General features: G+C 69.1%; 21 protein-coding genes. 20 read left to right on the top strand and 1 reads right to left on the bottom strand.

Annotated elements, in window-relative coordinates:
• The first annotated feature begins 142 nt into the window (after positions 1-142).
• From ACFWMR_RS13635 to ACFWMR_RS13575, 13 genes are all read left to right on the top strand, one after another.
• Entirely contained in the window at positions 143-1,099 is a 957-nt protein-coding gene (locus ACFWMR_RS13635) for a DUF1702 family protein (RefSeq protein WP_378378576.1), read from the top strand.
• Positions 1,096-3,060, top strand: a complete 1,965-nt coding sequence (locus ACFWMR_RS13630) for a CRTAC1 family protein (protein WP_378378564.1) — start codon at positions 1,096-1,098, stop codon at positions 3,058-3,060. The genes ACFWMR_RS13635 and ACFWMR_RS13630 overlap by 4 nt, the downstream gene beginning before the upstream one ends.
• Positions 3,061-3,066: 6 nt before the next feature.
• Positions 3,067-4,056, top strand: a complete 990-nt coding sequence (locus ACFWMR_RS13625) for an enediyne biosynthesis protein (protein WP_093933114.1) — start codon at positions 3,067-3,069, stop codon at positions 4,054-4,056.
• On the top strand, positions 4,053-5,405 hold the full coding sequence (locus tag ACFWMR_RS13620) for a cytochrome P450 (RefSeq protein ID WP_093933100.1): 1,353 nt from the start codon (positions 4,053-4,055) through the stop codon (positions 5,403-5,405). The genes ACFWMR_RS13625 and ACFWMR_RS13620 overlap by 4 nt, the downstream gene beginning before the upstream one ends.
• Positions 5,406-5,410: 5 nt before the next feature.
• Entirely contained in the window at positions 5,411-5,968 is a 558-nt protein-coding gene (locus tag ACFWMR_RS13615) for a DUF5987 family protein (protein WP_378378563.1), read from the top strand.
• Positions 5,965-7,617, top strand: coding sequence for a GMC family oxidoreductase N-terminal domain-containing protein (locus tag ACFWMR_RS13610; protein ID WP_378378562.1), 1,653 nt, complete (start codon positions 5,965-5,967; stop codon positions 7,615-7,617). Before ACFWMR_RS13615 ends, ACFWMR_RS13610 begins: the two co-directional genes overlap by 4 nt.
• Positions 7,618-7,619: 2 nt before the next feature.
• On the top strand, positions 7,620-8,570 hold the full coding sequence (locus tag ACFWMR_RS13605) for a carboxymuconolactone decarboxylase family protein (RefSeq protein ID WP_378378561.1): 951 nt from the start codon (positions 7,620-7,622) through the stop codon (positions 8,568-8,570).
• A gap of 244 nt (positions 8,571-8,814) precedes the next feature.
• Positions 8,815-14,634, top strand: a complete 5,820-nt coding sequence (locus ACFWMR_RS13600) for a type I polyketide synthase (protein WP_378378560.1) — start codon at positions 8,815-8,817, stop codon at positions 14,632-14,634.
• Position 14,635: 1 nt separating this feature from the next.
• A complete protein-coding gene (locus tag ACFWMR_RS13595; RefSeq protein ID WP_020629606.1) occupies positions 14,636-15,076 on the top strand; it encodes an acyl-CoA thioesterase in 441 nt (146 codons plus the stop codon).
• A 1-nt stretch (position 15,077) separates the two neighbouring features.
• Positions 15,078-15,650 (top strand): flavin reductase family protein, encoded by a 573-nt coding sequence (locus ACFWMR_RS13590; protein WP_093933095.1) that lies wholly within the window; start codon positions 15,078-15,080, stop codon positions 15,648-15,650.
• A gap of 17 nt (positions 15,651-15,667) precedes the next feature.
• Complete coding sequence (locus ACFWMR_RS13585) at positions 15,668-15,835, top strand: DUF6222 family protein (RefSeq protein WP_167406031.1); 168 nt, start codon at positions 15,668-15,670, stop codon at positions 15,833-15,835.
• Positions 15,832-17,535, top strand: a complete 1,704-nt coding sequence (locus ACFWMR_RS13580) for an acyl-CoA carboxylase subunit beta (protein ID WP_093933094.1) — start codon at positions 15,832-15,834, stop codon at positions 17,533-17,535. The genes ACFWMR_RS13585 and ACFWMR_RS13580 overlap by 4 nt, the downstream gene beginning before the upstream one ends.
• An 11-nt stretch (positions 17,536-17,546) precedes the next feature.
• Positions 17,547-17,741 (top strand): acyl-CoA carboxylase subunit epsilon, encoded by a 195-nt coding sequence (locus tag ACFWMR_RS13575; protein WP_093933093.1) that lies wholly within the window; start codon positions 17,547-17,549, stop codon positions 17,739-17,741.
• A 145-nt stretch (positions 17,742-17,886) separates the two neighbouring features.
• Here ACFWMR_RS13575 and ACFWMR_RS13570 read toward each other — a convergent pair whose 3' ends face one another.
• Positions 17,887-18,075: a hypothetical protein gene (locus tag ACFWMR_RS13570; RefSeq protein ID WP_378378559.1), complete on the bottom strand. Its 189-nt coding sequence runs from the start codon at positions 18,073-18,075 to the stop codon at positions 17,887-17,889.
• Positions 18,076-18,392: 317 nt separating this feature from the next.
• Between ACFWMR_RS13570 and ACFWMR_RS13565 the strand changes: the two genes are divergently transcribed.
• The 7 genes from ACFWMR_RS13565 to ACFWMR_RS13535 all read left to right on the top strand — a co-directional run bounded on the left by ACFWMR_RS13565 (position 18,393) and on the right by ACFWMR_RS13535 (position 22,483).
• Positions 18,393-18,515, top strand: a complete 123-nt coding sequence (locus ACFWMR_RS13565; protein WP_378378558.1) for a hypothetical protein — start codon at positions 18,393-18,395, stop codon at positions 18,513-18,515.
• 113 nt (positions 18,516-18,628) lie between these two features.
• Positions 18,629-18,937 carry a DUF6235 family protein gene (locus ACFWMR_RS13560; RefSeq protein WP_093933091.1) on the top strand — a complete coding sequence of 103 codons (309 nt, stop codon included), beginning with the start codon at positions 18,629-18,631 and terminating at the stop codon, positions 18,935-18,937.
• Positions 18,938-19,213: 276 nt separating this feature from the next.
• Positions 19,214-19,699, top strand: a complete 486-nt coding sequence (locus ACFWMR_RS13555; protein ID WP_093933090.1) for a DUF6423 family protein — start codon at positions 19,214-19,216, stop codon at positions 19,697-19,699.
• 8 nt (positions 19,700-19,707) lie between these two features.
• Positions 19,708-21,027 (top strand): FAD-dependent oxidoreductase, encoded by a 1,320-nt coding sequence (locus tag ACFWMR_RS13550; protein ID WP_378378557.1) that lies wholly within the window; start codon positions 19,708-19,710, stop codon positions 21,025-21,027.
• On the top strand, positions 21,020-21,505 hold the full coding sequence (locus ACFWMR_RS13545; RefSeq protein WP_093936248.1) for a DUF6187 family protein: 486 nt from the start codon (positions 21,020-21,022) through the stop codon (positions 21,503-21,505). Before ACFWMR_RS13550 ends, ACFWMR_RS13545 begins: the two co-directional genes overlap by 8 nt.
• Positions 21,477-22,022: a carboxymuconolactone decarboxylase family protein gene (locus tag ACFWMR_RS13540; RefSeq protein WP_093936247.1), complete on the top strand. Its 546-nt coding sequence runs from the start codon at positions 21,477-21,479 to the stop codon at positions 22,020-22,022. Before ACFWMR_RS13545 ends, ACFWMR_RS13540 begins: the two co-directional genes overlap by 29 nt.
• Positions 22,023-22,291: 269 nt before the next feature.
• Positions 22,292-22,483, top strand: coding sequence for a hypothetical protein (locus ACFWMR_RS13535; RefSeq protein ID WP_093936246.1), 192 nt, complete (start codon positions 22,292-22,294; stop codon positions 22,481-22,483).
• The last annotated feature ends 34 nt before the right edge of the window (positions 22,484-22,517 follow it).

Genomic DNA, 22,517 nt, shown 5'->3' with positions numbered 1-22,517 from the left:
TCCCGATCACGCAAGCCGGGAGAACCGCGGGCGCAACCGTGGAGTAGCTGCCCCATCGTCACGCATGTGAGCCTTTAACCAGTCCGCAGAATTCGAATCCACCCGTTAGGGGGAGAGTGCGTTGGGCAATGGTTGGCGCACGATCAGGCGTCGCATGATCACTCCGGACGTCTCCGAGACGTCGCTGGACAAGCGCGGTTTCCACAAGAAGAGCCCAGCCGCTCAAGAATTGCTGGAGACCGTCGGCGAGAAATTCCTGCTCGGCTACGCTCACGCGGTCGAAGCGCGTTCCGTCGATCAGGCGGAAGAATGGCTGGAACGTATTCCGGTGAAATACCGCGGCTTCGCCTACGAAGGCGCCGGAATGGGTTACGGAATGCTCGACGGCCTGCCTGGTGGAGGCCGTGGGCACATCGCGGACTTTCTCGCCGGTCCCGGTGAGAAGCACGACTACATCATCTACGTCGGTGTCGGCTGGGCGATGGCGCGGCTGCCGCGCTTCCGCTGGCCGTCCGCCGAGGACTTCGACCCGTTGCTGCGCTGGCTGGTGCTCGACGGGTACGGGTTCCACCAGGCGTACTTCAAGACGGCCAAGTACGTCGACGGCCAGTTCCAGGACACGGACTTCAACTGGCCGCCCGGGAACAACGGGTACTCGCTGCGCGCGATCGACCAGGGCATCGGCCGGGCACTGTGGTTCATCTGCGGCACCGACGTCGATCTCGTCGCCGACACGGTCGCGCGTTTCCCCGAGCACCGCCACGGTGACCTCTACGCCGGGATCGGGCTCGCCTCGACCTACGCGTGCGGTGTCACCTCCGACGAACTGCTGAAGCTGGCCGAGTTCGCCGGTGAACACCGGGGAAATCTGGCCCAGGGCAGTGCTTTCGCCGCCGAAGCCCGCGTTCGCGCCGGGCTGCTGATCCCCGAGACGGAGGTCGCCACGCAGGCGATCTGCGGGCTGCCGGCCGAGCGCGCCGCGGCCATCACGCAGGAGGTCCGACCGGCCGTGGTGGTCGACGGCGAACTCCCGCATTTCGAAACCTGGCGACAGCGCATCGCCACCGAGGTACTCACTTCTGGAGGTGCAGGTAAATGACCGCGACCTTGGGCTGGCTCCGCAAGCAGCTTGCGGGCATCGTGGCGCTGTTGCTGATGGCGGGACTGTTCGTGGTGGCGCAGCTGCCCACGGTCTCGACCGCCGAGGCGGACACCATGGCCTCGAAGTACGCGTTCGAACCCCTGACGATCGCCTTGCCGGAAGCGGCGAAGAGCCAGTCGATCCGCACGGTGAACAAGGAGTACGAGCACATCCGTGCCTGGATCTCCTCGGTGGGCGCCGCGATCGCGGTCAACGACCTCGACGGCGACAAGCTCGCGAACGACCTGTGCTTCGTGGACCCGCGCAGCGACCAGGTGGTCGTCACCCCGACGCCGGGCAAGGGCGGCGACCGGTACAAGCCGTTCGCGCTCGACGCGGCACCGCTGCCGATGGGCAAGTACATCGCGCCCATGGGCTGCGTGCCGGGCGACTTCAACGAGGACGGCCGGGTCGACCTGCTGGCCTACTACTGGGGTCGCACCCCGATCCTGTTCCTCGCCAAGCCGGGCGCAGCGAAGCTGGAGCCCTCGGCCTACGAGCCGGTGGAACTGGTGTCGGGCAACAACTCCAAGAACGGCGAGTATGCCGGTCCACTGTGGAACACCAACGCCGCGACGGTCGGTGACTTCGACGGCGACGGTCACCAGGACATCTTCATCGGCAACTACTTCCCCGACAGCGCGGTGCTCGACGACCGGGTCGAGGGCGGGGTCGAGATGAACAAATCGATGTCGCACGCCGACAACGCCGGTGGCAAGTACATCTTCCGGTTCACCGGTGCCACCCAGGGTGCCAAGCCGACGGCCACGTTCGTCTGCGACGACCAGGCCATCCCGGCCGACGCCCGCGGCGGCTGGTCGCTCGCGGCGAGCGCCACCGACGTCGACGGCGACAACCTGCCGGAGCTCTACATCGGCAACGACTTCGGGCACGACCGCCTGCTGTACAACAAGTCCCGCCCCGGTCACGTCGAATTCGCCGAGGTGAAGGGCATTCGCGGGCCCAACGAGCCGAAGTCGAAGGTGCTCGGCAACGACTCCTTCAAGGGCATGGGCGTCGACTTCGCCGACCTCGACCACGACGGTCTCTACGACCTGTACGTCAGCAACATCACGACGTCCTGGGGTATCGAGGAAAGCCACTTCCAGTTCATGAACACCGCCAAGGACACCGCGGACCTGCGCGGCCGTCTCCAGGGCGGCGAGGCACCGTGGGTGGACCGCAGCGCACAGGCCGGCACCGCGTGGTCCGGCTGGGGCTGGGACGTCAAGATCGCCGACTACAACAACAGCGGCGAATCGGTGATCACCCAGGCGACCGGCTTCGTCAAGGGCGACGTCAACCGCTGGCCGCAGCTGCAGGAACTGGCGACGTCCAACGACGAACTGCTGAAGCACCCCACCTTCTGGCCGAACATGCGGGCCGGTGACGACGTCGGTGGCGACCACACCCTGCACTTCTGGGCCAAGAGCGCCGACGGCCGCTACACCGACCTGGCCCCGCGTCTGGGTCTCGCTGTCCCGGTGCCCACCCGCGGCATCGCCACCGGTGACGCCGACGGTGACGGCAAGCTCGACTTCGCCGTGGCCCGCCAGTGGGAGCAGCCGATCTTCTACCACAACGTCAGCCCCGACTCCGGTTCGTACCTGAACCTGAAGCTGGTGCACGACAAGGCGACGTCCGACGGTCCGCTCAAGGCCGCGGGTACCGCCGCGATCGGCGCCCAGGTCACTGTCGTCACCCCCGACGGCAAGAAGTACATGGACCGCGTCGACGGCGGCAGCGGGCACTCCGGCAAGCGCAGCCACGAGATCCAGATCGGGCTCGGCAAGGTCACCGGGCCGGTGAAGGTGTGCCTCCAGTGGCGCGACCTGACCGGGCAGATCCGCACGCAGGAAGTCCAGCTGACCCCGGGCAACCACACGTTCCAGCTCGGCGCTCAGGCTAAGGAGAAGTGACCCGTCATGGCTGAGCAGACACTAACGGCACCGAAGAGCAACAAGACGATCACGGCCCTTCGCCGGTTCGCGATCTCGATCACCATCTTCAACATCATCGGCTACACCGTGCTCGGTTTCGAGCAGCCCTACACCTATCCGTTCATCGCGCTGGCGACGGCGTACACCACCGAGATCCTGCTGGAGATCATCGGGGCTCGCGTCCAGGGCCGTCCGGTCCGGTTCCGGGGCAACGGTTTCAAGGGACTGGTGGAGTTCCTCTTCCCGGCGCACATCACCGGTCTCGCGCTCAACATGCTGACCTACGTCAACGACCAGGTACTGGTCATGATGTTCGGCGTCGTGGTCGCCGTCGGCGCCAAGTGGGTCCTCCAGGCCCCGGTGCGGGGACGGCTCCGCCACTACATGAACCCGTCGAACTTCGGCATCACGATCATCCTGCTGGTGTTCCCCTGGGCGAGCATCGCGCCGCCGTACCACTTCACCGAGCAGGTCGACTCGTGGGTCGGCTGGCTGATCGTCGGCATCATCATGATCTCGGGCACCGTGCTCAACGCGATGCTGACCCAGCGGATGTGGCTGATCGGCGCCTGGCTGATCACCTTCGCGCTCCAGGCGATCATCCGTGGCCTGGTGTTCGACACCGCGATCCCGGGCGCGCTCGGGATGATGACCGGCGTGGCGTTCGTGCTCTACACGAACTACATGGTCACCGACCCGGGCACGACCCCGTCGAAGCCCGCGTCGCAGGTGCTGTTCGGTTCGGGAGTGGCGCTGGCGTACGGGTTCTTCATGATCGTGCACGTCGCCTACGGCCTGTTCCTGGCGACCGCGCTGGTCTGCCTCATCCGCGGGATGTTCCTGTGGGGCCTGCACTTCTCCAAGAAGGCCACCGAGAAGTGGGAGGCCGAGCAGGCGAAGTCGGCCGAGGTCACGAGCCTGCCCAAGCCGGCCGACAAGCCGGAGACCGAAGAAACCGGGGCCGTGGCGGCATGACCACCGGTGCGGAAACCACCCGGGGGGCGCGTCTCGCGCCCCCCGGGCCGCCGCGCCGGGCGACCTTCGGTCTGCTGAAGAAGCTTTTCACCGACCGGCTGGCGCTCATGTCGGATTCGGCGGAGGCGCACGGGGACGTCGTCCGGATCGCGATCGGTCCCAAGACGATGTACCTGGTGAACCACCCCGAGCTGGCGAAACACGTGCTCGCGGACAACGCGGCCAACTACCACAAGGGAATCGGCCTCCAGGAGGCGCGGCGGGCGCTCGGCGACGGGCTGCTCACCAGCGACGGCGACGTCTGGAAGAAACAGCGCCGGACCATCCAGCCGGTGTTCCAGCCCAAGCGGATCGCGCGGCAGGCCTCGATCGTCGCGAACGAGGTCGAAGGCCTCGTGAAACGCTTGCGGGACACCGAGGGGCCGGTGGAGATCCTGCACGAGATGACTGGGCTGACGCTCGGCGTGCTCGGCAAGACGTTGCTCGACGCCGACCTCGCCGGGTTCACGTCGCTGGGTCATTCGTTCGAAGCCGTGCAGGACCAGGCGATGTTCGAAGCGGTGACGCTGAGCATGGTCCCGGAGTGGGCGCCGCTGAAGAAACAGCTGCGGTTCCGCGAGTCGCGGGCCGACCTCCGGCGGATCGCCGACGAGCTCGTCGAGCAGCGGCTGGCGAATCCGGTGGAGAACGGTGAGGACGTGCTCTCGCGGCTCATCGCGACCGACGGGACCCGCGAGCAGATGCGGGACGAGCTGATCACCCTGTTGCTGGCCGGGCACGAGACGACGGCGAGCACCCTGGGCTGGGCGTTCCACCTGCTCGACGAGCATCCCGACGTCGCGGCGAAACTGCGTGCCGAGGCCGATTCGGTACTGGGCGACCAGCTGCCGACGCACGACGACCTGCACCGGCTGCCGTACACGGCGCGGGTCGTCGAAGAGGTCATGCGGCTGTATCCGCCGGTGTGGCTGCTGCCGCGGGTGGCGCAGGCCGACGACGAGATCGGCGGCTACCACATCCCCGCCGGATCCGACGTAGTCGTCGTGCCCTACACGCTGCACCGGCATCCGGCGTTCTGGCCGGAGCCGGAGAAATTCGACCCGGACCGGTTCGACCCGGACCGGCCGAGCGGGCGGCCGCGGTACGCCTACATCCCGTTCGGCGCCGGGCCGCGGTTCTGCATCGGCAACAGCCTCGGCGTGATGGAGGCCGTTTTCGTGCTGACGATGGTCCTGCGGGACCTCGAACTCAGGAAGCCCCCGGGCTACGACGTGGTTCCCGAGGCGATGCTCTCGCTGCGGGTGCGCGGCGGGCTGCCGATGACCGTGCACACCAGGAACAGGAGGTAGGTTCCGTGGATTCGGACGAACAGGTCAAGGTGTCCACTTTGGAGGCCTACGCGGACACGATCGTGCCGGGGGAGAAGCGGTCCCCCGACGACCACGCGATCGCCGGCGCCTCGCCGGGGCCGGGCGCCGTCGTGGCGGGCGCGCTCGAACTGCTGCACACCGAGGCGACCGGGGTGACCGTCGGGCTGCCGTATCTGGCGCAGTCCCTCAACGATCACGCGAAGGTCTACGCCAAGGAACACGACCTCACGCTGGACGAGTCGCTGCCGTCGTTCGTGGCGCTGTCCTTCGCGGACAGGACGGCGCTCGTGCGGTCGCTGACCGCGCCAGGACATCCGGAGAAGGACGGCTGGGTCAGCCTCGCCTTGTTCTGCAACATGTCCTTCGACAGCGCGGCGCACAAGCACACCGCCGAAGCCATCGCCGAAGGCCACCCCGGTCTGCTGGCGATGGGCTACACCGCGCCGGACGAGGACGGCCTGTGGCGGTTCCCGAAGTTCTCCTACCGCCGCGAGCTCGCGCAACTCCACCCTGACACCACGCCTTCCGGGAGCCCCGCATGACTGCCTACGACAAGACCGACGTCGTCATCGTCGGCAGCGGGTTCGGCGGTTCGATCCCGGCCTATCACCTGGCGGCGGGCGGCGCGAAGGTCACCGTGCTGGAACGCGGTCCGTGGCTGGAGACGAAGGACTTCGAGCACGACTACCTGCTCGGTTCGTCCTACACCAGGGCGTTCGACTTCGTCGTCGGCGACGGCATGAGCGTGCTCGGCGGCAACTGCGTCGGCGGCGGCAGCGTGGTGTACTTCGCCGCGATGCCGCGCGCGCCGAAGTTCGTCTTCGAACGCCACGGCAGCATCGGCCGTCGCATGTGGCCCTCCGCGATCACGCGGGACTCGCTGGAGCCTTGGTACGACCGGGTCTCGGATTCGCTTCCGGTGTCCAAACAGGACTGGAACGACGTCTCGTACGCCGGTGGCCTGTGGGCGGCGTTCTGCAACCACTCCGGCCGGACCGCCAACCCGGCGCCGGTCGCGGTGGACAACGACCGGTGCGTGAACTGCAACTTCATGATGGCGGGCTGCCGGTTCGACGCGAAACGCTCGCTGCTGACCAACTACCTGCCCGCCGCGCTCGCGCACGGCGCGAAGATCCGCCCGCTGCACGAGGTCCAGCGGATCGAGCGTATCGACGACGGCGACTACCGCGTGCATTTCAACGTCGTCGACGATGTCGACTACCGGGTGCACTCGGGCAGCGGGACGATCGACGCGAAGATCGTCATCATCGCCGCCGGCGCCGGCGCGACCCCGGTGATCCTGCAGCGTTCGGAGTCGGCGCTGGGCGAGATGCCGCACGCGGTCGGCCGGTACTTCTCGGGCAACGGCGAGCGGCTCAACACCGCGATCATCGACGAGGACCGGGTCCGCGAGGTGCTCGGCCTGTCGCGTGAGGACGGCAAGGTCTACGAGGCCAACCACATCGGCAAGGGCCCGACCGTGGCGAACTGGGACAAGCTCGACGGATCGCTGCCGGAGTACGAGCGGTACTCGCTGGAGCAGCTGTACTTCCCGCCCGGGCTCGGCACGATCCTCGCGCAGGTGCCCGACGGCGACGACCCTCGCTGGTTCGGGGCGCAGAAGAAGGAGATCCTCAAGAAGTGGGCCTCCTGGCTGACCATCTTCCTGATGACCGAGGACGACAACGAGGGCGTCTTCGGCACGCCGCCGCCCACCGGCAACGCCTACCGCATCTCGCAGCAGATGCTCGGCCGCGGCCCGCTGAAGTACGACCCGACGCCGAACACCCTGCACGGCTGGTCGCTGGCCGACGCGGAGTGCAAGGAGATCCTGGAGAAGGACGGCCTGGCGAAGGTGGCGCCGTGGACCAACGACGTCGTCGGCGCGTACACCGTGCACCCGCTGGCGTCGTGCCGGATCGGTGACGACCCGGAGACCTCGGCGCTGCACCCGAACCACGAACTCCGCAACCACCCCGGGATCTTCGTGACCGACAGCGCTTCCGTGCCGGGCGCGCTGACGGTGAACCCGGCGATGACGATCGCGGCGCTGGCCGAACGGTCGATCCCGGGGATCGTGCGGGCGCTGCAGGCGCGCGGTGTCGACGTCACCTACGGCGCCCCGGCGCCGGACGGCTCCATCACCGGGCGACGGGCGGTCAGCAAGCTTTCGCTCGTCGCCGGGAGCTGATCATGGCCCCCAGGGTGATGCGGTTCGCGCTGCGGCGGGTGCTGCGCGAAGTCCGGCACGTCCGGCCGGTTCCTTACGGCCGGGCGACCGGGCTCGTGCGCGACGTCTACCGTCAGCTGGAACGGGACTTCGGCATGCTCGCCCCGCCGGTGGCCCTGCATTCGCCGTCCCCGCCGGTACTCGCGGCGAGCTGGGCGATGCTGCGGGAATCGCTGGTGGCGGCGGGGGAGACGAGCCGGGCGGAGCGGGAGATCGTCGCGACCCTGGTGTCGCAGGCGAATTCGTGCCCCTACTGTGTCGAGGTCCACGGGATGGCGCTGGAGTCGCTCGGGCGTTCCTCGGAGGCTTCGGCGATCGCGGCGGGCCGGACCGTTCCGGATCCGCTGGCCGGTGAGCTGTCGGCGGCGGCCCGGACGGAGCTGACGGCGGTCGCGTTCGCCTTCCACTACCTGAACCGGGTGGTGAGCGTGTTCCTCGGACCGTCGCCGTTGCCCTCGAACGTGCCGGATTCCGCGCGGGCGAAGGCGAAGGCGGTCTTGGGACGGTTCCTGCGGCCCGTACCGGGAGCCGAGCCCGGCGAGTCGTCGAACCTGCTGCCGGCGGGCTCGCGGGACTTCTCCTGGGCGGCCGGGAACCCGTTCGTCGAGGACGCCTTCTCGCGGGCTTCCGCGGCGTTCGATTCGCTGGCGGTTTCTTCGGCCGTGCGGGATGTCGTGACGCGGGAACTGTCCACATGGGACGGCTCCCCGCCGGGCTTGAGCCGATCCTGGGCCGCCGCGGCCGGTGATCCCGCCGTGCGCTTGGCCTTGGTGGTCGCGAAAGCGCCCTACCAGGTCGACGACGCCTTGGTCGCGGCGGCGGGGCTGGACGATCGAGAACTGGTCGAGCTGGTGGGGTGGGCGAGTTTCGCCGCCGCCGCTCACTGCGTCTCGTTGGCCCCTGCCCGCAATTAGTCCTCTGAATGCGGCGGCCCCGGTCGCCATGAAAGGTCCTTTCCTTGCGAAATTCACAAGGAAAGGACCTTTCATGGCGGTTCGGCCCGCCTTCAACAACATGAGAGAAGACCGCCAGCCCGGCTCAGGGTCATGCTTGACCGGACTGCAGATGCGGACGGCGTCGTACTCCTGGAGACAGAGCCCCGGCGCCGAGACCGGATTCCGTGACTTGAGTGGTTGAGAGCTAGGGGAGTGCGGTGGCATGAGCGTTGAGCGGATTTCGATTGTCGGTATCGGTCTCCGATACCCGGACGCCGGTTCCCCGGACGAACTGTGGGAAAACGTCCTCTCCGGTCGTCGGGCGTTCCGGAGGCTTCCCGACGAGCGGATGAACCGCGAGGACTACTACTCGCCCGACCCCAAGGCGCCGGACCGTTTCTACGCCCAGAAGGCCGCGGTCCTCCGCGACTACGAGTTCGACCGGATCAAGTACAAGGTCGCGGGCAGCACGTTCCGGTCGACCGACACCACGCACTGGCTCGCCCTCGACGTCGCCGCGCAGGCTTTGGCGGACGCGGGTTTCCCCGAGGGTGAAGGGCTGCCGCGGCCCGCCACCGGCGTGGTCATCGGCAACAGCCTCACCGGAGAGTTCTCGCGCGCCAACATCATGAGGCTGCGCTGGCCGTACGTCCGCCGCACGGTCGCGGCGGCGCTCGCCGAACGCGGCTGGGCCGAGAGCGACACCGCCGAGTTCCTCCACGACCTCGAAGCGCAGTACAAGGCGCCGTTCCCCGAGATCAACGAGGACACCCTCGCGGGCGGCCTGGCGAACACGATCGCCGGCCGCGTCTGCAACTTCTTCGACTTCGGCGGCGGCGGGTTCACTGTGGACGGTGCCTGCTCGTCGTCGCTGCTTTCCGTGGTCACCGCGGCGAACGCGCTTTCCGAGGGTGACCTCGACGTCGCCATCGCGGGCGGTGTCGACTTGTCGATCGACCCGTTCGAGGTGATCGGCTTCGCCAAGACCGGCGCGCTCGCCAAGCGCGAGATGAAGGTCTACGACGCCGATTCCAACGGCTTCTGGCCCGGCGAGGGTTCCGGCATGCTCGTGCTGATGCGCGAGGAGGACGCGATCGCGCAGGGCAAGCGGATCTACGCCTCCATCGGCGGCTGGGGTGTCTCTTCCGACGGCAAGGGCGGCATCACGCGGCCCGAGGCGTCGGGGCACCGCCTCGCGCTCAAGCGGGCGTACGAAAAGGCCGGATACGGCGTCGAGACCGTCTCCTACTTCGAAGGCCACGGCACCGGGACCGCGCTGGGCGACGCCACCGAGATCGAGGCGCTCTCCACCGCCCGCCGCGACGCCGACCCGCTCGCCGACCGTGCCGCGCTGAGCACGATCAAGGGCAACATCGGCCACACCAAGGCCGCGGCCGGGGTCGCCGGGCTGATCAAGGCCACCCTCGCCGTCTACCACCAGGTCATCCCGCCCGCGACCGGTCACTACGAACCGCACGAGTCGCTGGTCGGCGACTCCGCGCGGATGTACGTCCCGGCCGAGGCCGGCCTGTGGCCCGTGGACCACCCCGTTCGCGCGGGTGTCTCCGCGATGGGCTTCGGCGGCATCAACTCGCACGTCACCGTCACCGAAGCGCCGGGAGCGGCCCGGCGCAAGGAACTCGACGAGAAGACCCGGGCGCTCGTCGCCGGACGCCAGGACAGCGAGCTGCTGCTCCTCGACGCCGACGACGCCGCGTCGCTGCGCGGCCAGGTGACCGGGTTGCTGGAGGTCGTGCCGAAGCTTTCGTTCGCGGAGCTCGCGGACCTCGCCGGGACGCTTTCCGCCGAACTGTCCGGGAAACCGGTCCGCGCGGCGATCGTCGCGACCAGCCCGGAGGACGCCGAGCGCAAGCTGGCCAAACTCCTCGACCTCCTCGGCGAGGGCGAGCCGGAAGTCTTCTCGGCCAGTGAAGGCATCTTCGCGAGCTCGCGCTCGAAGGATCCGAAGATCGGATTCCTGTTCCCCGGGCAGGGTTCCGGACAGGGCACGGTCGGCGCGGTGCGCAAACGCTTCGCCCACGCCGACGACATCTACCGCGCCGCGGGCCTGTCCACCGGCGCCGACCAGGTCGCCACCGACGTCGCGCAGCCGCGCATCGTCACCGGTTCGCTCGCGGGGCTGCGTGTCCTCAAGAGCCTCGGCATCGAGGCGGGGACGGCCGCCGGGCACAGCCTCGGTGAGCTCACCGCGCTGCACTGGGGTGGCGCGCTCACCGAACGCGAAGTCCTCAAACTGGCCAAGATCCGCGGCAAGGTGATGGCGGGAGCCAGCGACGGAAACGGCGCCATGGCGGGGATCGCGGCCACGCCGGGAGTCACGGAGCGGCTCGCCGAGGGCGAAGAGGTCGTCATCGCGGGCTACAACGCGCCCGAGCAGACCGTCCTTTCCGGACCGGCGGAGGCGATCGACCGGGTCGTCGCCCGGGCCCGCGCGGAGGGCTTCACCGCCACCCGCATCAACGTCTCGCACGCCTTCCACTCACCCGCGGTCGTCCCGGCCGCCGAGGCGATGACCGAGGAACTCACCGCGTTCGACTTCGCCCGGCTCGACCGGCCCGTCGTGTCCACGGTGACCGGTGACGTCCTGCACGCCGCCGAGGACCTGCGCGATCTGCTGCGCGACCAGGTCGTCCTGCCGGTGCGTTTCCGTGAGGCGGCCGCGAAGGTCGCCGAGCGCAGCGACCTGGTGATCGAGGTCGGCCCCGGCCGCGTGCTCACCGGGCTGTTCGGGGAGATCGCGCCCGGCACGCCGGTGCTCGCGATCGACACCGACAGCCCGACACTGGCTTCGGTGCTGAAGGTCGCCGGTGCCGCGTTCGCGTTCGGTGTCGCGCTGGAGACCTCCGCGTTGTTCGCCGGCCGGGTCGTGCGGGCCCTGCCGGTGGACGGCGAGTTCTCCTTCCTCGCGAGCCCGTGCGAGGCCGCGCCGTCGATCGGCGCCGAACTGGCCCGCGACCGTGTCGCCGACTCCGCCGAGGCCACGGCGGGCGAAGCCTCGGAGAACGGCGGCAGCAGCACCCTCGACCTGCTGCGCAAGCTCGCCTCCGAGCGGGTCGAACTGCCGCTCGAAGCGGTCACCGCCGACACGCATCCGCTCGACGACCTGCACCTGTCGTCGATCACCGTCGGCCAGCTGGTCAACGACGTGACCCGCGCGCTCGGCCGTCCGGCGCTGGAGGGCATGCCGAACTTCGCGACGGTCTGTCTCGGCGAACTCGCCGAGATGATCGACGAACTCGCGCAGACCGCCAAACCCGCGGACAGCAACCAGGCCGAGGTCGCCGGCGTCGGACCGTGGGTCCGGCCGTTCGCGGTCGAATACGTCGTCGCGCCGAAGCCGGCGCCCGACCTCACGACCGGCGTCTCCACCGCCGAATGGACGGTGTTCGCCAAGGACGGTCATCCGCTGGCGGAGCCGCTGCGCGCGGCGCTGGCGGGAGCGGGGGTCGGCGACGGTGTCCTCCTGTGCCTGAACGAGGACAGCGACGCGGACGACGTCGGACTGTTCCTCGACGCGGGCCGCGCGGTGCTGGCCGCGCCCAACGGCACGCGGTTCGTCGTGGTTCAGCACGGACTCGGCGCTTCCGGCCTGGCGAAGACGCTGCGGCTGGAGGACCCGTCGGCGCGCACCACGATCGTCGATCTCGCCGACGTCAACCCGGTCGACCCCGAGGCCGTCGGCGCCGCGGTGTCCACAGTGGTCACCGAAGTCGCGGCCACCAACGACTTCAGCGAGGTCCGCTACGACTCCGCGGGTGTCCGTTCGGTCCCGAAGCTCGCCGCGCTCGCGCCTTCGGAGGCGGAGGGGACCCCGCTGGGCACCGACGACGTCCTGCTCGTCACCGGTGGCGGCAAGGGCATCACGGCGGAGAGCGCTTTGGCGCTGGCCAAGGACTCCGGCGCGAAACTGGCGCTGCTCGGCCGGAGCGACCCGGCCGACGACGCCGAACTGTCGGAGAACCTCGGGCGCATGGCGGCGGCGGGCATCACCTACCGCTACGAGCGCGCCGACGTCACCGACGGCAGGCAGATCGCGGACGCGATCGGCCGGGTCCAGGCCGAGTTCGGCCCGGTCACCGCGGTGCTGCACGGCGCGGGCCGCAACGAGCCCGCCGCGCTGTTCTCCTTGACCGAGGAGAGCTTCCGCAAGACCCTCGCGCCGAAGATCGGCGGTCTCAACGCCGTCCTCGACGCCGTCGACAAGGACAAGATCAAGCTGCTGGTCACCTTCGGCAGCATCATCGGACGGGCGGGCCTGCGCGGTGAGGCGCACTACGCCACGGCCAACGACTGGATGACCGAACTGACCGTGCGGTTCGGCCGCGAGCACCCCCAAGCCCGCGCCATCGCACTCGAATGGTCGGTCTGGTCCGGCACCGGGATGGGCGAAAAGCTCGGTGTCGTCAGCGCTTTGATGCGCGACGGCATCACCCCCATCCCGACCGAGGAGGGCATCGAGATCCTCCGCCAGGTCGTCGGCGATCCGGCCGCCCCGTCGGTACTGGTCGTCTGCGGCCGTACCGCGGGGCTGGCCACCCTGCCGGTGGAGAAGCGCGAACTGCCGCTGACCCGCTTCGTGGACCGCGCCGTGGTGCACTACCCGGGTGTCGAGCTGATCACCGAGGCCGATCTCTCCGCGGGCAGCGACCCGTATCTGGCCGATCACCTGCTCGACGGTCAGCTGCTGTTCCCGGCGGTGATCGGCATGGAGGCGATGACCCAGGTCGCCAAGGCCGCGCTGGCCGCGGAAACCCTGCCGGCGCCGGTGTTCTCCGACGTCGAGTTCCTGCGCCCGATCATCGTCTCGCCGGGCGGATCGACCACGATCCGGCTCGCCGCGCTGGCCAGGGACGCCGAAACGGTGGACGTGGTGCTGCGCAGCGGGGAGACCGGGTTCAGCGCCGATCACTTCCGCGCCCGGCTGCGGTTCTCGCGGCCGGATCCGCTCGGGGAGACGGTCGTCCGCGACGTCGCGCTGCCGCCGGTCCCGGTCGACCCGACGACCGAGCTGTACGGCACGGTTCTCTTCCAGGGCAAGCGGTTCCAGCGCGTCACCGGCTACCGGCGGGCCAGCGCCCGGCACGCGGTCGCGGAGATCGCGACCGGCGCCGAGGTCGACTGGTTCGCGCCGTTCCTCCCGCAGGAACAGCTGCTGGCCGACCCGGGCACCCGCGACGCGATGATGCACGCGATCCAGTGCTGCGTCCCGGACGCGACCCTGCTGCCGCAGGGGATCGAGCGGCTGTACCTGGCCGAGCCCGGCGAGCAGGACCCGGAGTACGTGCTCCTCGACGCCCGCGAGCGTTCGCAGGACGGCGACAGCTACGTCTACGACCTCGACGTCCGCAACCCGGACGGGAAGCTCGTCGAACGATGGGAAGGGCTGAAGCTGCGCGCGGTGCGCAAGCGTGACGGCGAAGGACCTTGGGTCCCGTCGATGCTCGGGTCCTATTTGGAGCGTTCCGTCGAACGGCTGCTCGGCTCGTCCCGCGCGATCGTCGTCGAACCGGATCCGGTGGGCGGCTCCGTGGAGACCACGCCGGAACGCCGGGCGCAGACGGCACTGGCCGCTGGTCGCGCCGTCGACACCCCGCTCGAGATCCGCTACCGCCCGGACGGGAAACCGGAAGCCGACGGCGTCGAGGTGAGCGCGTCGCACAGCGCCGACCTCACCCTGGCGATCACGGGCACCGGCCGGATCGCGTGCGACGTCGAGACGGCGATCGAACGGACGCCGGAGGACTGGGCGGGCTTGCTCGGCGAGGACCTCCTTTCGGTGGGCGAACTGCTCGCCGCGGACGCCCGCGAGCCGCTCTCGGTCGCGCACACCAGGGTCTGGAGCGCGCTGGAATGCGTGCGCAAGACCGGAGACATGACACAGGCGCTCACCGTGCACCGGGTCGACCCGGACGGCTGGGCGGTGCTTTCCCACGGCAGTGCCCGCATCGCCACCTGGGTGACGACCGTCAACGACCGGACCGATCCCGTCGTCTTCGCGGTGCTCCAGGGAGAGGAGAACTGACATGGCCGACTACTACGAGATCCTTCACACGGTCGGGTTCGAGGAGACCAACCTGGTCGGCAACGTCTACTACGTGAACTACGTGCGCTGGCAGGGCCGGTGCCGCGAGATGTTCCTGAAGGAGAAGGCGCCGGCGGTGCTCGAAGAGGTCCGCCACGACCTCAAGCTCTTCACGCTCAAGGTCGACTGCGAGTTCTACGCGGAGATCACCGCGTTCGACGAGCTGTCCATCCGGCTGCGGCTGGAGGAGCTGACCCAGACCCAGATCCAGTTCACCTTCGACTACGTCCACCTCACCGACGAGGGCGAGCGGCTGGTCGCCCGCGGGCGGCAGCGGATCGCGTGCATGCGCGGTCCGAACACGGCGACGGTGCCCAGCCGGGTGCCCGAGCAGCTGCGTGAGGCGCTGGCCCCGTACACGGTCGATCGCAAGGGAGAGTGACGTGGGCACTGAGGACGAGCCCAAGCGGCCGGTGCTGAAACGCCTGCCGACACCCGCGACGCGGCGCCGGTTGTCCGCGCAGGCCGGGTTGCGGGAGGTGATGGGCCAGTTCGCCACCGGGGTCACGGTGCTGACCGCCGGGGGTGAACGGGCCCACGGGATGACCGCCAACGCCGTCACCTCCGTGTCGCTGGAACCGCCGATGGTGCTGTGCTGCGTTTCCCGTGCGGCCAGAATGCACGAAGCGATCGTGACGGCCGGCTCGTACGCGGTAACGGTCCTGGCTTCGGACCAGAAGGATCTGGCGAAGTACTTCGCGGACTGGCGCCGTCCGGCCGGGTTCGCGCAGTTCGACTCGGTCGACTGGACGGCGGGGCCACAGACCGGCGCCCCGCTGCTCGACGGCGCGCTGGCCTGGCTGGAATGCGAGCTGGCGGAGGTCTACGAGGGCGGTGACCACTCGATCTTCCTCGGAAAGGTGGTCGCCTCCAGCCGCGGCACGGCGCAGGACTCGCTGGTCTTCTACAGCGGCGGCTACCACCAGATCGACGGCCGGGTACGGGCATCGGCCTAACAGGGAGAGGAACTGTCATGACCATCAACGAATCCGCCACGCCCGCCCCGGCTCTCTCGCCGGAGCGGCCGCCGGTGGTCACCACGATGCCTCGGCTCGGGCGGGGGGTGTGCTGGCGCGACATCGTGCGCGAGATCGAACTCGACGAGCTCGAGCGTGAGGCCCGGATGAAGGAGGCGGCGTGACCCTCCAGGGCGATCCGGGCGCTCAGCGCACGGAGGACTCCGAGGTGGTGCCGCTGCCGGAAGACCGGCTGCGGCGCCCCCGGCCCCCGAGGACGACCGACGGGCAGGTGATCCCGCTCGCCCGCGGCGCCGAACCGGTGCACCCGCCGGAGCCGACGATGCCGTTGCTGCGCACACAGCGCGACGAACTGCGCGATCACATCGTCGACGGACGGCTCGACGGGGTCCGGCGGCAGCACTCGCTCGGCAAGCACACCGCGCGCGAACGGCTGGAGCTGTTGCTGGACCCCGATTCCTTCACCGAGGTCGAGCTGTACCGGCGGCATCAGGCGAGCGGGCTCGGGCTGGCGGAGAACCGGCCGTACACCGACGGCGTCATCGCCGGATCGGGCACCATCGACGGACGGCGCGTGTTCGTCTACGCGCAGGACTTCACCGTCTTCGGCGGTTCGCTCGGCGAGGCGCACGCGGCGAAGATCCACAAAGTGATGGATCTGGCCATCGCCACCGGCTCGCCGCTGATCGGGCTCAACGACAGCGGGGGAGCACGGATCCAGGAAGGCGTCATGGCGCTCAACGGCTATGGCGGCATCTTCCGCCGTCAGGTCGAGGCGTCCGGCGTGATCCCGCAGATCAGCGTGGTGCTGGGGCCGTGCGCGGGCGGGGCGGCGTATTCGCCCGCGCTCGCGGACTTCGTCTTCATGGTGCGCGACACCGCCCGGATGTACCTGACCGGGCCGGACGTCGTCGAGACCGTGACCGGGGAACGCGTCACCCACGACGAACTGGGCGGCGCGGACGTGCACGGCGCGTCGTCCGGCGTGGCGACCGTGGTGCACGACGACGAGGAGAGCTGCCTCGCCGACGTCCGCTACCTGGTGTCGCTGCTGCCGTCGAACTACCTGGAGCCCGCGCCGCGCGAGCCGTCGCAGGACGCGGGCAAGGACCGGCGCCCCCGGTTCGCGGAACTCGTCCCCGTGGAGCCGAACAAGCCCTACGACATGCGGGACGTGTTCACCGAGCTCGCCGACGACGGCGAGTTCTTCGAGCTGCACGAACGCTGGGCGCGGAACGTGCTGTGCGCGCTCGCGCGGGTCGACGGGCGCGTGGTCGGCCTGGTCGGCAACCAGCCGGTGGTGTTCGCCGGCGTGCTCGACGGCCCCGCCTCGCAGAAGGCGGCGCGGTTCGTGCGGTTCTGCGACGCGTTCAGCATCCCGCTGGTGACCCTGGTGGACGTCCCCGGCTTCCTGCCCGGCGTCGAGCAGGAGCACTCCGGGATCATCCGGCACGGCGCGCAGCTGCTGCACGCCTACTGCGAGGCGACCGTGCCGCGGATCCAGGTCATCCTGCGCAAGGCCTACGGCGGCGCGTACATCGTGATGGACTCGCGGTCCATCGGGACCGACCTGTCGCTGGCGTGGCCGACCAACCAGATCGCCGTGATGGGCGCCGAGGGCGCGGTCAACGTGTTGTTCCGCAAAGATCTCGCGGCCGCCTCGGATCCGGACGCGTTGCGCGCGCACCTGGTCGCCGAATACACCGAGGAGTTCATGAATCCGCAGTACTCGGCCGAACGCGGGCTCGTCGACGACATCATCGACCCGGCGGACACCCGCTCGGCCGTCGCCAGGGCGCTGGACATGCTGCAGGACAAGCGAAAGGCGGCACCCCAGCGCAAGCACGGCAACCACCCGATCTGAACGGGGGAACCATGTCACCGTCCGGAATGGACAGTGCGCCGGTCTTCCGGGTCCTGCGGGGGGACCCGGAAGACGCCGAACTGGCGGCGGTCGTCGCCGTCTTCACCGCGCTCGCTTCGGCCGCGCCCCCGCCGCCCGCCGCGCCCGCGCGTTCCGCCTGGTCGCCCCTCGCTTCGGCGACCTGGCGCACCTCGACCCTGCGCTGATGCCGGGCCCGAGGACGTGACTCGCGTGATCAGGGACGTGACTCGCGTGCTTGGAGACGTGACTTGCGTGCTTGGAGGCGGAACTCACGAGTTCCGTCTTTAAACACGCGAGTCACGTCTCTGAGCACACGAGTCACGTGTCGCGTCACGCGGTGGTGGTCGTCAGCCGGCGCGTCGCCTCGGCTTCCCGCCGCGGCGGGTACGTGCTGTGGCGCGTATGCACGGCGACGTAAAGGACTTCGCCGTCGATCACGGTCTCCAGTCCCGTTCGCTCCCTGGGCGCGAACGGGCCGCCGCAGGCCGCGCAGGTCCGCTGGCGGTCCGCCGCGCTCACGGCCGGTCCCGTTGCTCGGGGACGGCCGGGTCGGGCCAGGACAGGCCGAGCAGGTCGACGTCGAGCTCGTCGTCGGCGTAGATCTCGTACGGGTCGAGGCGTTCGGTCATGATGGGCTCCTAGTGTTCCGGGGTACCACAAGGGCACTACCGGGACCCCCTCACCGGCGACTTGTTATTTGCTCATCGGGATCTTCAGCCTTCTTCGAGCGGACCACGATCGGCTTCCGATCGGAGGGGTTCATCCTTGGTTGTCAAGTGAGCTCTTCATCCAAGGCCGGGAGGAACGTCATGACGGCACAGGTGCGAATTTGGGTCGTGACCGATGATTTCGACCCGTCCGGGGTCGCCGACGCCGACGTGGCGGCGTTCGTCCCCGAGCCGAGGCAGACGGGCGAAAACGAGTTCCCGGCCGAACACATCGTCCTCGGTTACAACTGACGGACATGAAGCGCCACCAGCGAAGACAGCAAGGACAAAGAAGACCACCGGGTATCCCGCGCGGGAGAATGAAGATCACCCGCGACCCGGCGAGACCTCTAGGAGGCCTTCGGATGGCTATGCGCCTCCAGCTCACGTCGGGATTACAGGTGCTGGAAGAATGGGCGATCAACGCCCCGCAGGCCGACCGCAATGTTATCTACGAGGCGCTGTTCGCGGTAGCCGACGGATCCGCTTTTCTCATCTACGACATTTTCGGAGATGGCCGGGATCCGCATCAGTTCATCATTCTGGTGAAACACGACCTCGTCATCAGAATAGGGCTCAAGCGCGCCGATTCCTCGTTCGAGATCGTCTACATCGGCGCGCTGGAGCACGGGACGCCCGCCGCGGCGTGGGCCGAGGACTCCGACGGTTCGTGAGCCGCCGCAGGAGTGGACAGGGCCGAAAGAACCAGACCTCGTACCGCTGAACGGCCCAGTGCCGGGAGTTGTACCGGCGGCCTTTCGCAGTAATGGATCATGCGTTCCTCATCTTGACATCGTCCGCTTCGGCGTGAAATTCTTCGGGTGTTTGCGGATGGGGAAATAACGCCGGGTCGAAATTGCGTTTCTCGAGGTCTGGAGGCATGAAAGATGTCGTCACCTGAATTTCCGGGATTGGATGTTTCCACACGGGTACGCGCGCGTGACATTCAGATGGCCGGAGTCGCCGACGTCCGCCGCCGGGTGCTGATGATCTCCGGGGCGATCGACACCACCGACCACGACATCTCGGTCAGCGTCAACCTGCCGGAACCGGGACGCTGGCAGGTGATCAAGTCCGAGACCAACCTGACCGACAAGACCTGGGTCGCGATGCAGGTCGTCACCGACGAGGATTCGACCTTCGTCGACGACGCCGACACCCTGGTGCTGTCCCGTCAGTTCTCCAAGTCCTTCATGACGCCGGACCAGCGCCGTCTCACCTTCTACGACGGTGAAGTCCGGCCCGGCGAGGCCGTGCTGAAGGTGTACTCGCTGGACGCGGGCGGGCGGAAGCCGACCTACTCGTACTCCCGCTACAGCCCCATCGCGACCGACACCGCCGAGCAGTCCCAGCAGACCCTGGACGAACTGATCAGCAACGGGATGAAGCAGCGTCCCGTGATCGAGCTGATCGTCCCGGTGACCGTGATCGGCTGAGTACGCCGGTGATCACCTTCGTCCCGGAGCCTCACCTGCTCGACTCCCCGCGCGGGCGGGAATGGCCGGTGCTCCCGGCCACCCGCGCCGCGGCCGGTCCCGCGCCGCCGCCCGGCGCCGACGTCGTCATCGTCGGCGCGGGTCCGGCCGGGCTCGCGGTCGCGTCCGCGTTGTGGCACCACGGTGTCCGCGACATCGTCGTCGTCGACCGCGACGGCCGTCCCTGCGGCCGGTTCTTCGACCGCGTCGACCTGCTCGGCCAGCGCGTGCTGCGGTCGCCGTACGAACACCACCCCGGTGTCGAGGGCTACCGCGACTGCGAACTCCTGGACTTCGCCAGGCTGCACTGGTCGGTGCTGACCCCGGTGGAGCGGCGGGAGATCCGGATGGCGCAGGCCGGACACCGTTCGGTCGTCCCCGTCGACGTCTTCGAGGCCTACTGCCGTCATCTGGCCGCGAGCCATCACGTCACCGAGCGGACCTGGCGCGGTTCGGTCCGTGAGGTGCTGCCGACCTCGGACGCGGTCACCGTGCGCGCCGACCGGTTCTCCGTCACCGCGCGCCACGCGGTGCTGTGCCTCGGCGAGGAACGCCGGTCCGCGCCGGACACCTGGTGGGGCGGCGGTTTCCCGCCGCGCGGCGTGAGTTACTGGGACGAACCCGTTCCTCCCGGCGGAAAACGGCTCGCCGTCGTCGGCGCGGGCCTCACCGCCGCGCATCTGATCTCCGCCGGGCTCGCGCAAGGCCGCGAAGTGCACTGGGTGGTCCGCGAAGCCGGCGAACGCTACCAGTGCGCCGACGTCAACTCGTCGTTCTTCCGCCCGGAGGGCCGCGCCCGCTTCGACGGCGTGAGCTGGTCCGACCGGCTGGAACTGATGGGCCGCTTCCGCCGCGCGTCGATCATGTTCGAGTTCCGGCCGATGCTCGAAGCGGCCGAAGCCGAAGGGCGGCTGGTGGTGCATCGCGGCAAGGCGATCACGAAGGTGACCCCGGGTGTCGCCCTCCACCTCGAAGACGGTTCCCGTGTTTCCGTGGACCACGCCGTCCTGGCGCTCGGGACCACGCCGTCGATCGGTGACGGCCTGATGCCCGACGACGCCGTCCTCGACCGCGGCGGCTGGCCGCAGCTGGACGAGCGCACCTTCGCCTACGTCGGCGCGCCCCGGGTCTTCGCCGTCGGCGCGGCCGCGGGGATGGCGCTGGGCCCGGCCGCCCGCAACATCGACGGCCACCGCGTCGCCACCGCGCGGGTCGCGGCCACTGTCGCCGAGAACCTGCGCCGGGACGCCCCGCTGAGCACGGCCACGAAGGACCACGTCCGTGTCTGAGCCCTACGACTCCCGGTTCACCCTGCCCTCGATCGACGACGCCCCCTCGACCGAGGCCGGGGTGATCCTGATGGGCCTGGACGCCGAGCGGCTGCTCGCCGGTGTCGGGCTCGCGCGGCTGGCCGACGAGCCCGCGCTGGTCGCCCTCGCCGTGGACCAGGCCCGGCACGACGCGCTCGACCTGAGCACCGAAGCGCTGGCCGAAGCCGGGATCCTGCGCTGGCGCGCCGTCCGCCCGCTGATCGAAGCAGGTCCGGAGATGACGGCGGCCGGTTCCCTGCGCCGAGAATGGGAACACACCACCGCGCGGGTCACCGCCACGGTGACCGGGCTGGGACCGGCGTCGGTGGCGTGCCTCGCGGCCTGCTGGCTGCGTCGCGACGACATCGACGACTTGGCGAAGTCCGCCCGGCACGGGCGGGCACCGGAAAAGGGGAGCGGTACACACGATGTCCTATCTCGGGTCTTTGCCGACTGACGCCACCTTGCTCCAGGTCTTCCAGAAGTTCCCCGCCCCCGCGTCGAAACTGCTGGACTTCCACGAACTGATCATGCGGGCGCCGTCGGCGTTCGACGCGGGGCAGCGGGAACTCATCGCGGCGTACGTCTCCGGCGTCAATGATTGCCGTTACTGCCATGGGGTCCACACCGTCACCGCGGAGGCTTTCGGTGTGCCGGAAGGACTTCTGGCGGCCGCGCTGGCCGATCTCGACTCCTCGCCCGTGGACGCGCGCATGAAGCCCGTGCTGGCCTATGTGGGCAAGCTGACGCGCACGCCGTCCCAGGTGACCGACGAAGACGCCGAAGCCGTCTTCGCGGCGGGCTGGGACGAAAGCGCGCTGCACGACGCCGTACTCGTGTGCGCCTTGTTCAACTTCATGAACCGGATGGTCGAGGGGCTCGGGATCCGTGCCGACGCCGCTTACGCGCAGACCTCGGGCGTCCGGTTGAAAGAGGGCGGGTACGCCGGCCTGGCGCGCCTGCTCGCCGGATGACTACGCCATCCAGGTGATGAAATCGGCATGGTGACCACAAGCGGTCACCATGCCCCCAAAGGCTCAGTCAGACACGTTCCGTAATCGAAAACGGCCTCCACTACTCCGTTCGACGTCCATGATCGCGGAAGTGGAGCAGTCGGCCCCAGCCTTCTGGCGTAGGCGAAAAGCACATCTTCACGGTGATGCATGCCACTGGCCGCGAACAGGCCCCGCGAGCACGATTTCCTCATCGAAGGAAAACCGCCGAAACGTCTGGGAGCCACTCGATGAAGAACGCTGTGACCGACAACGTCCGCTCGCTCTTCGCCGTCCAGGGAATCGACACCGGTACCGCGGGGGACCAGGTGGAGCTGGTCATCGACCGTTTCGACCACTGGACCAACAAGTCGCGTGGTGAAGCCTTCAACTGTTTCACCGGCGCCTGTTGTACCGCTCCGCCGCTGGCGGAGGCGAGCTGAAGGAGCCCCGGCCGGCCGTTTCCCGATGGCGGGA

The organism is Amycolatopsis thailandensis, from assembly GCF_042723255.1.
Classification (GTDB): domain Bacteria; phylum Actinomycetota; class Actinomycetes; order Mycobacteriales; family Pseudonocardiaceae; genus Amycolatopsis; species Amycolatopsis thailandensis.
Note: the sequence above shows the minus strand (reverse complement) of the source record. Positions and strands in the feature narration are given on the sequence as shown.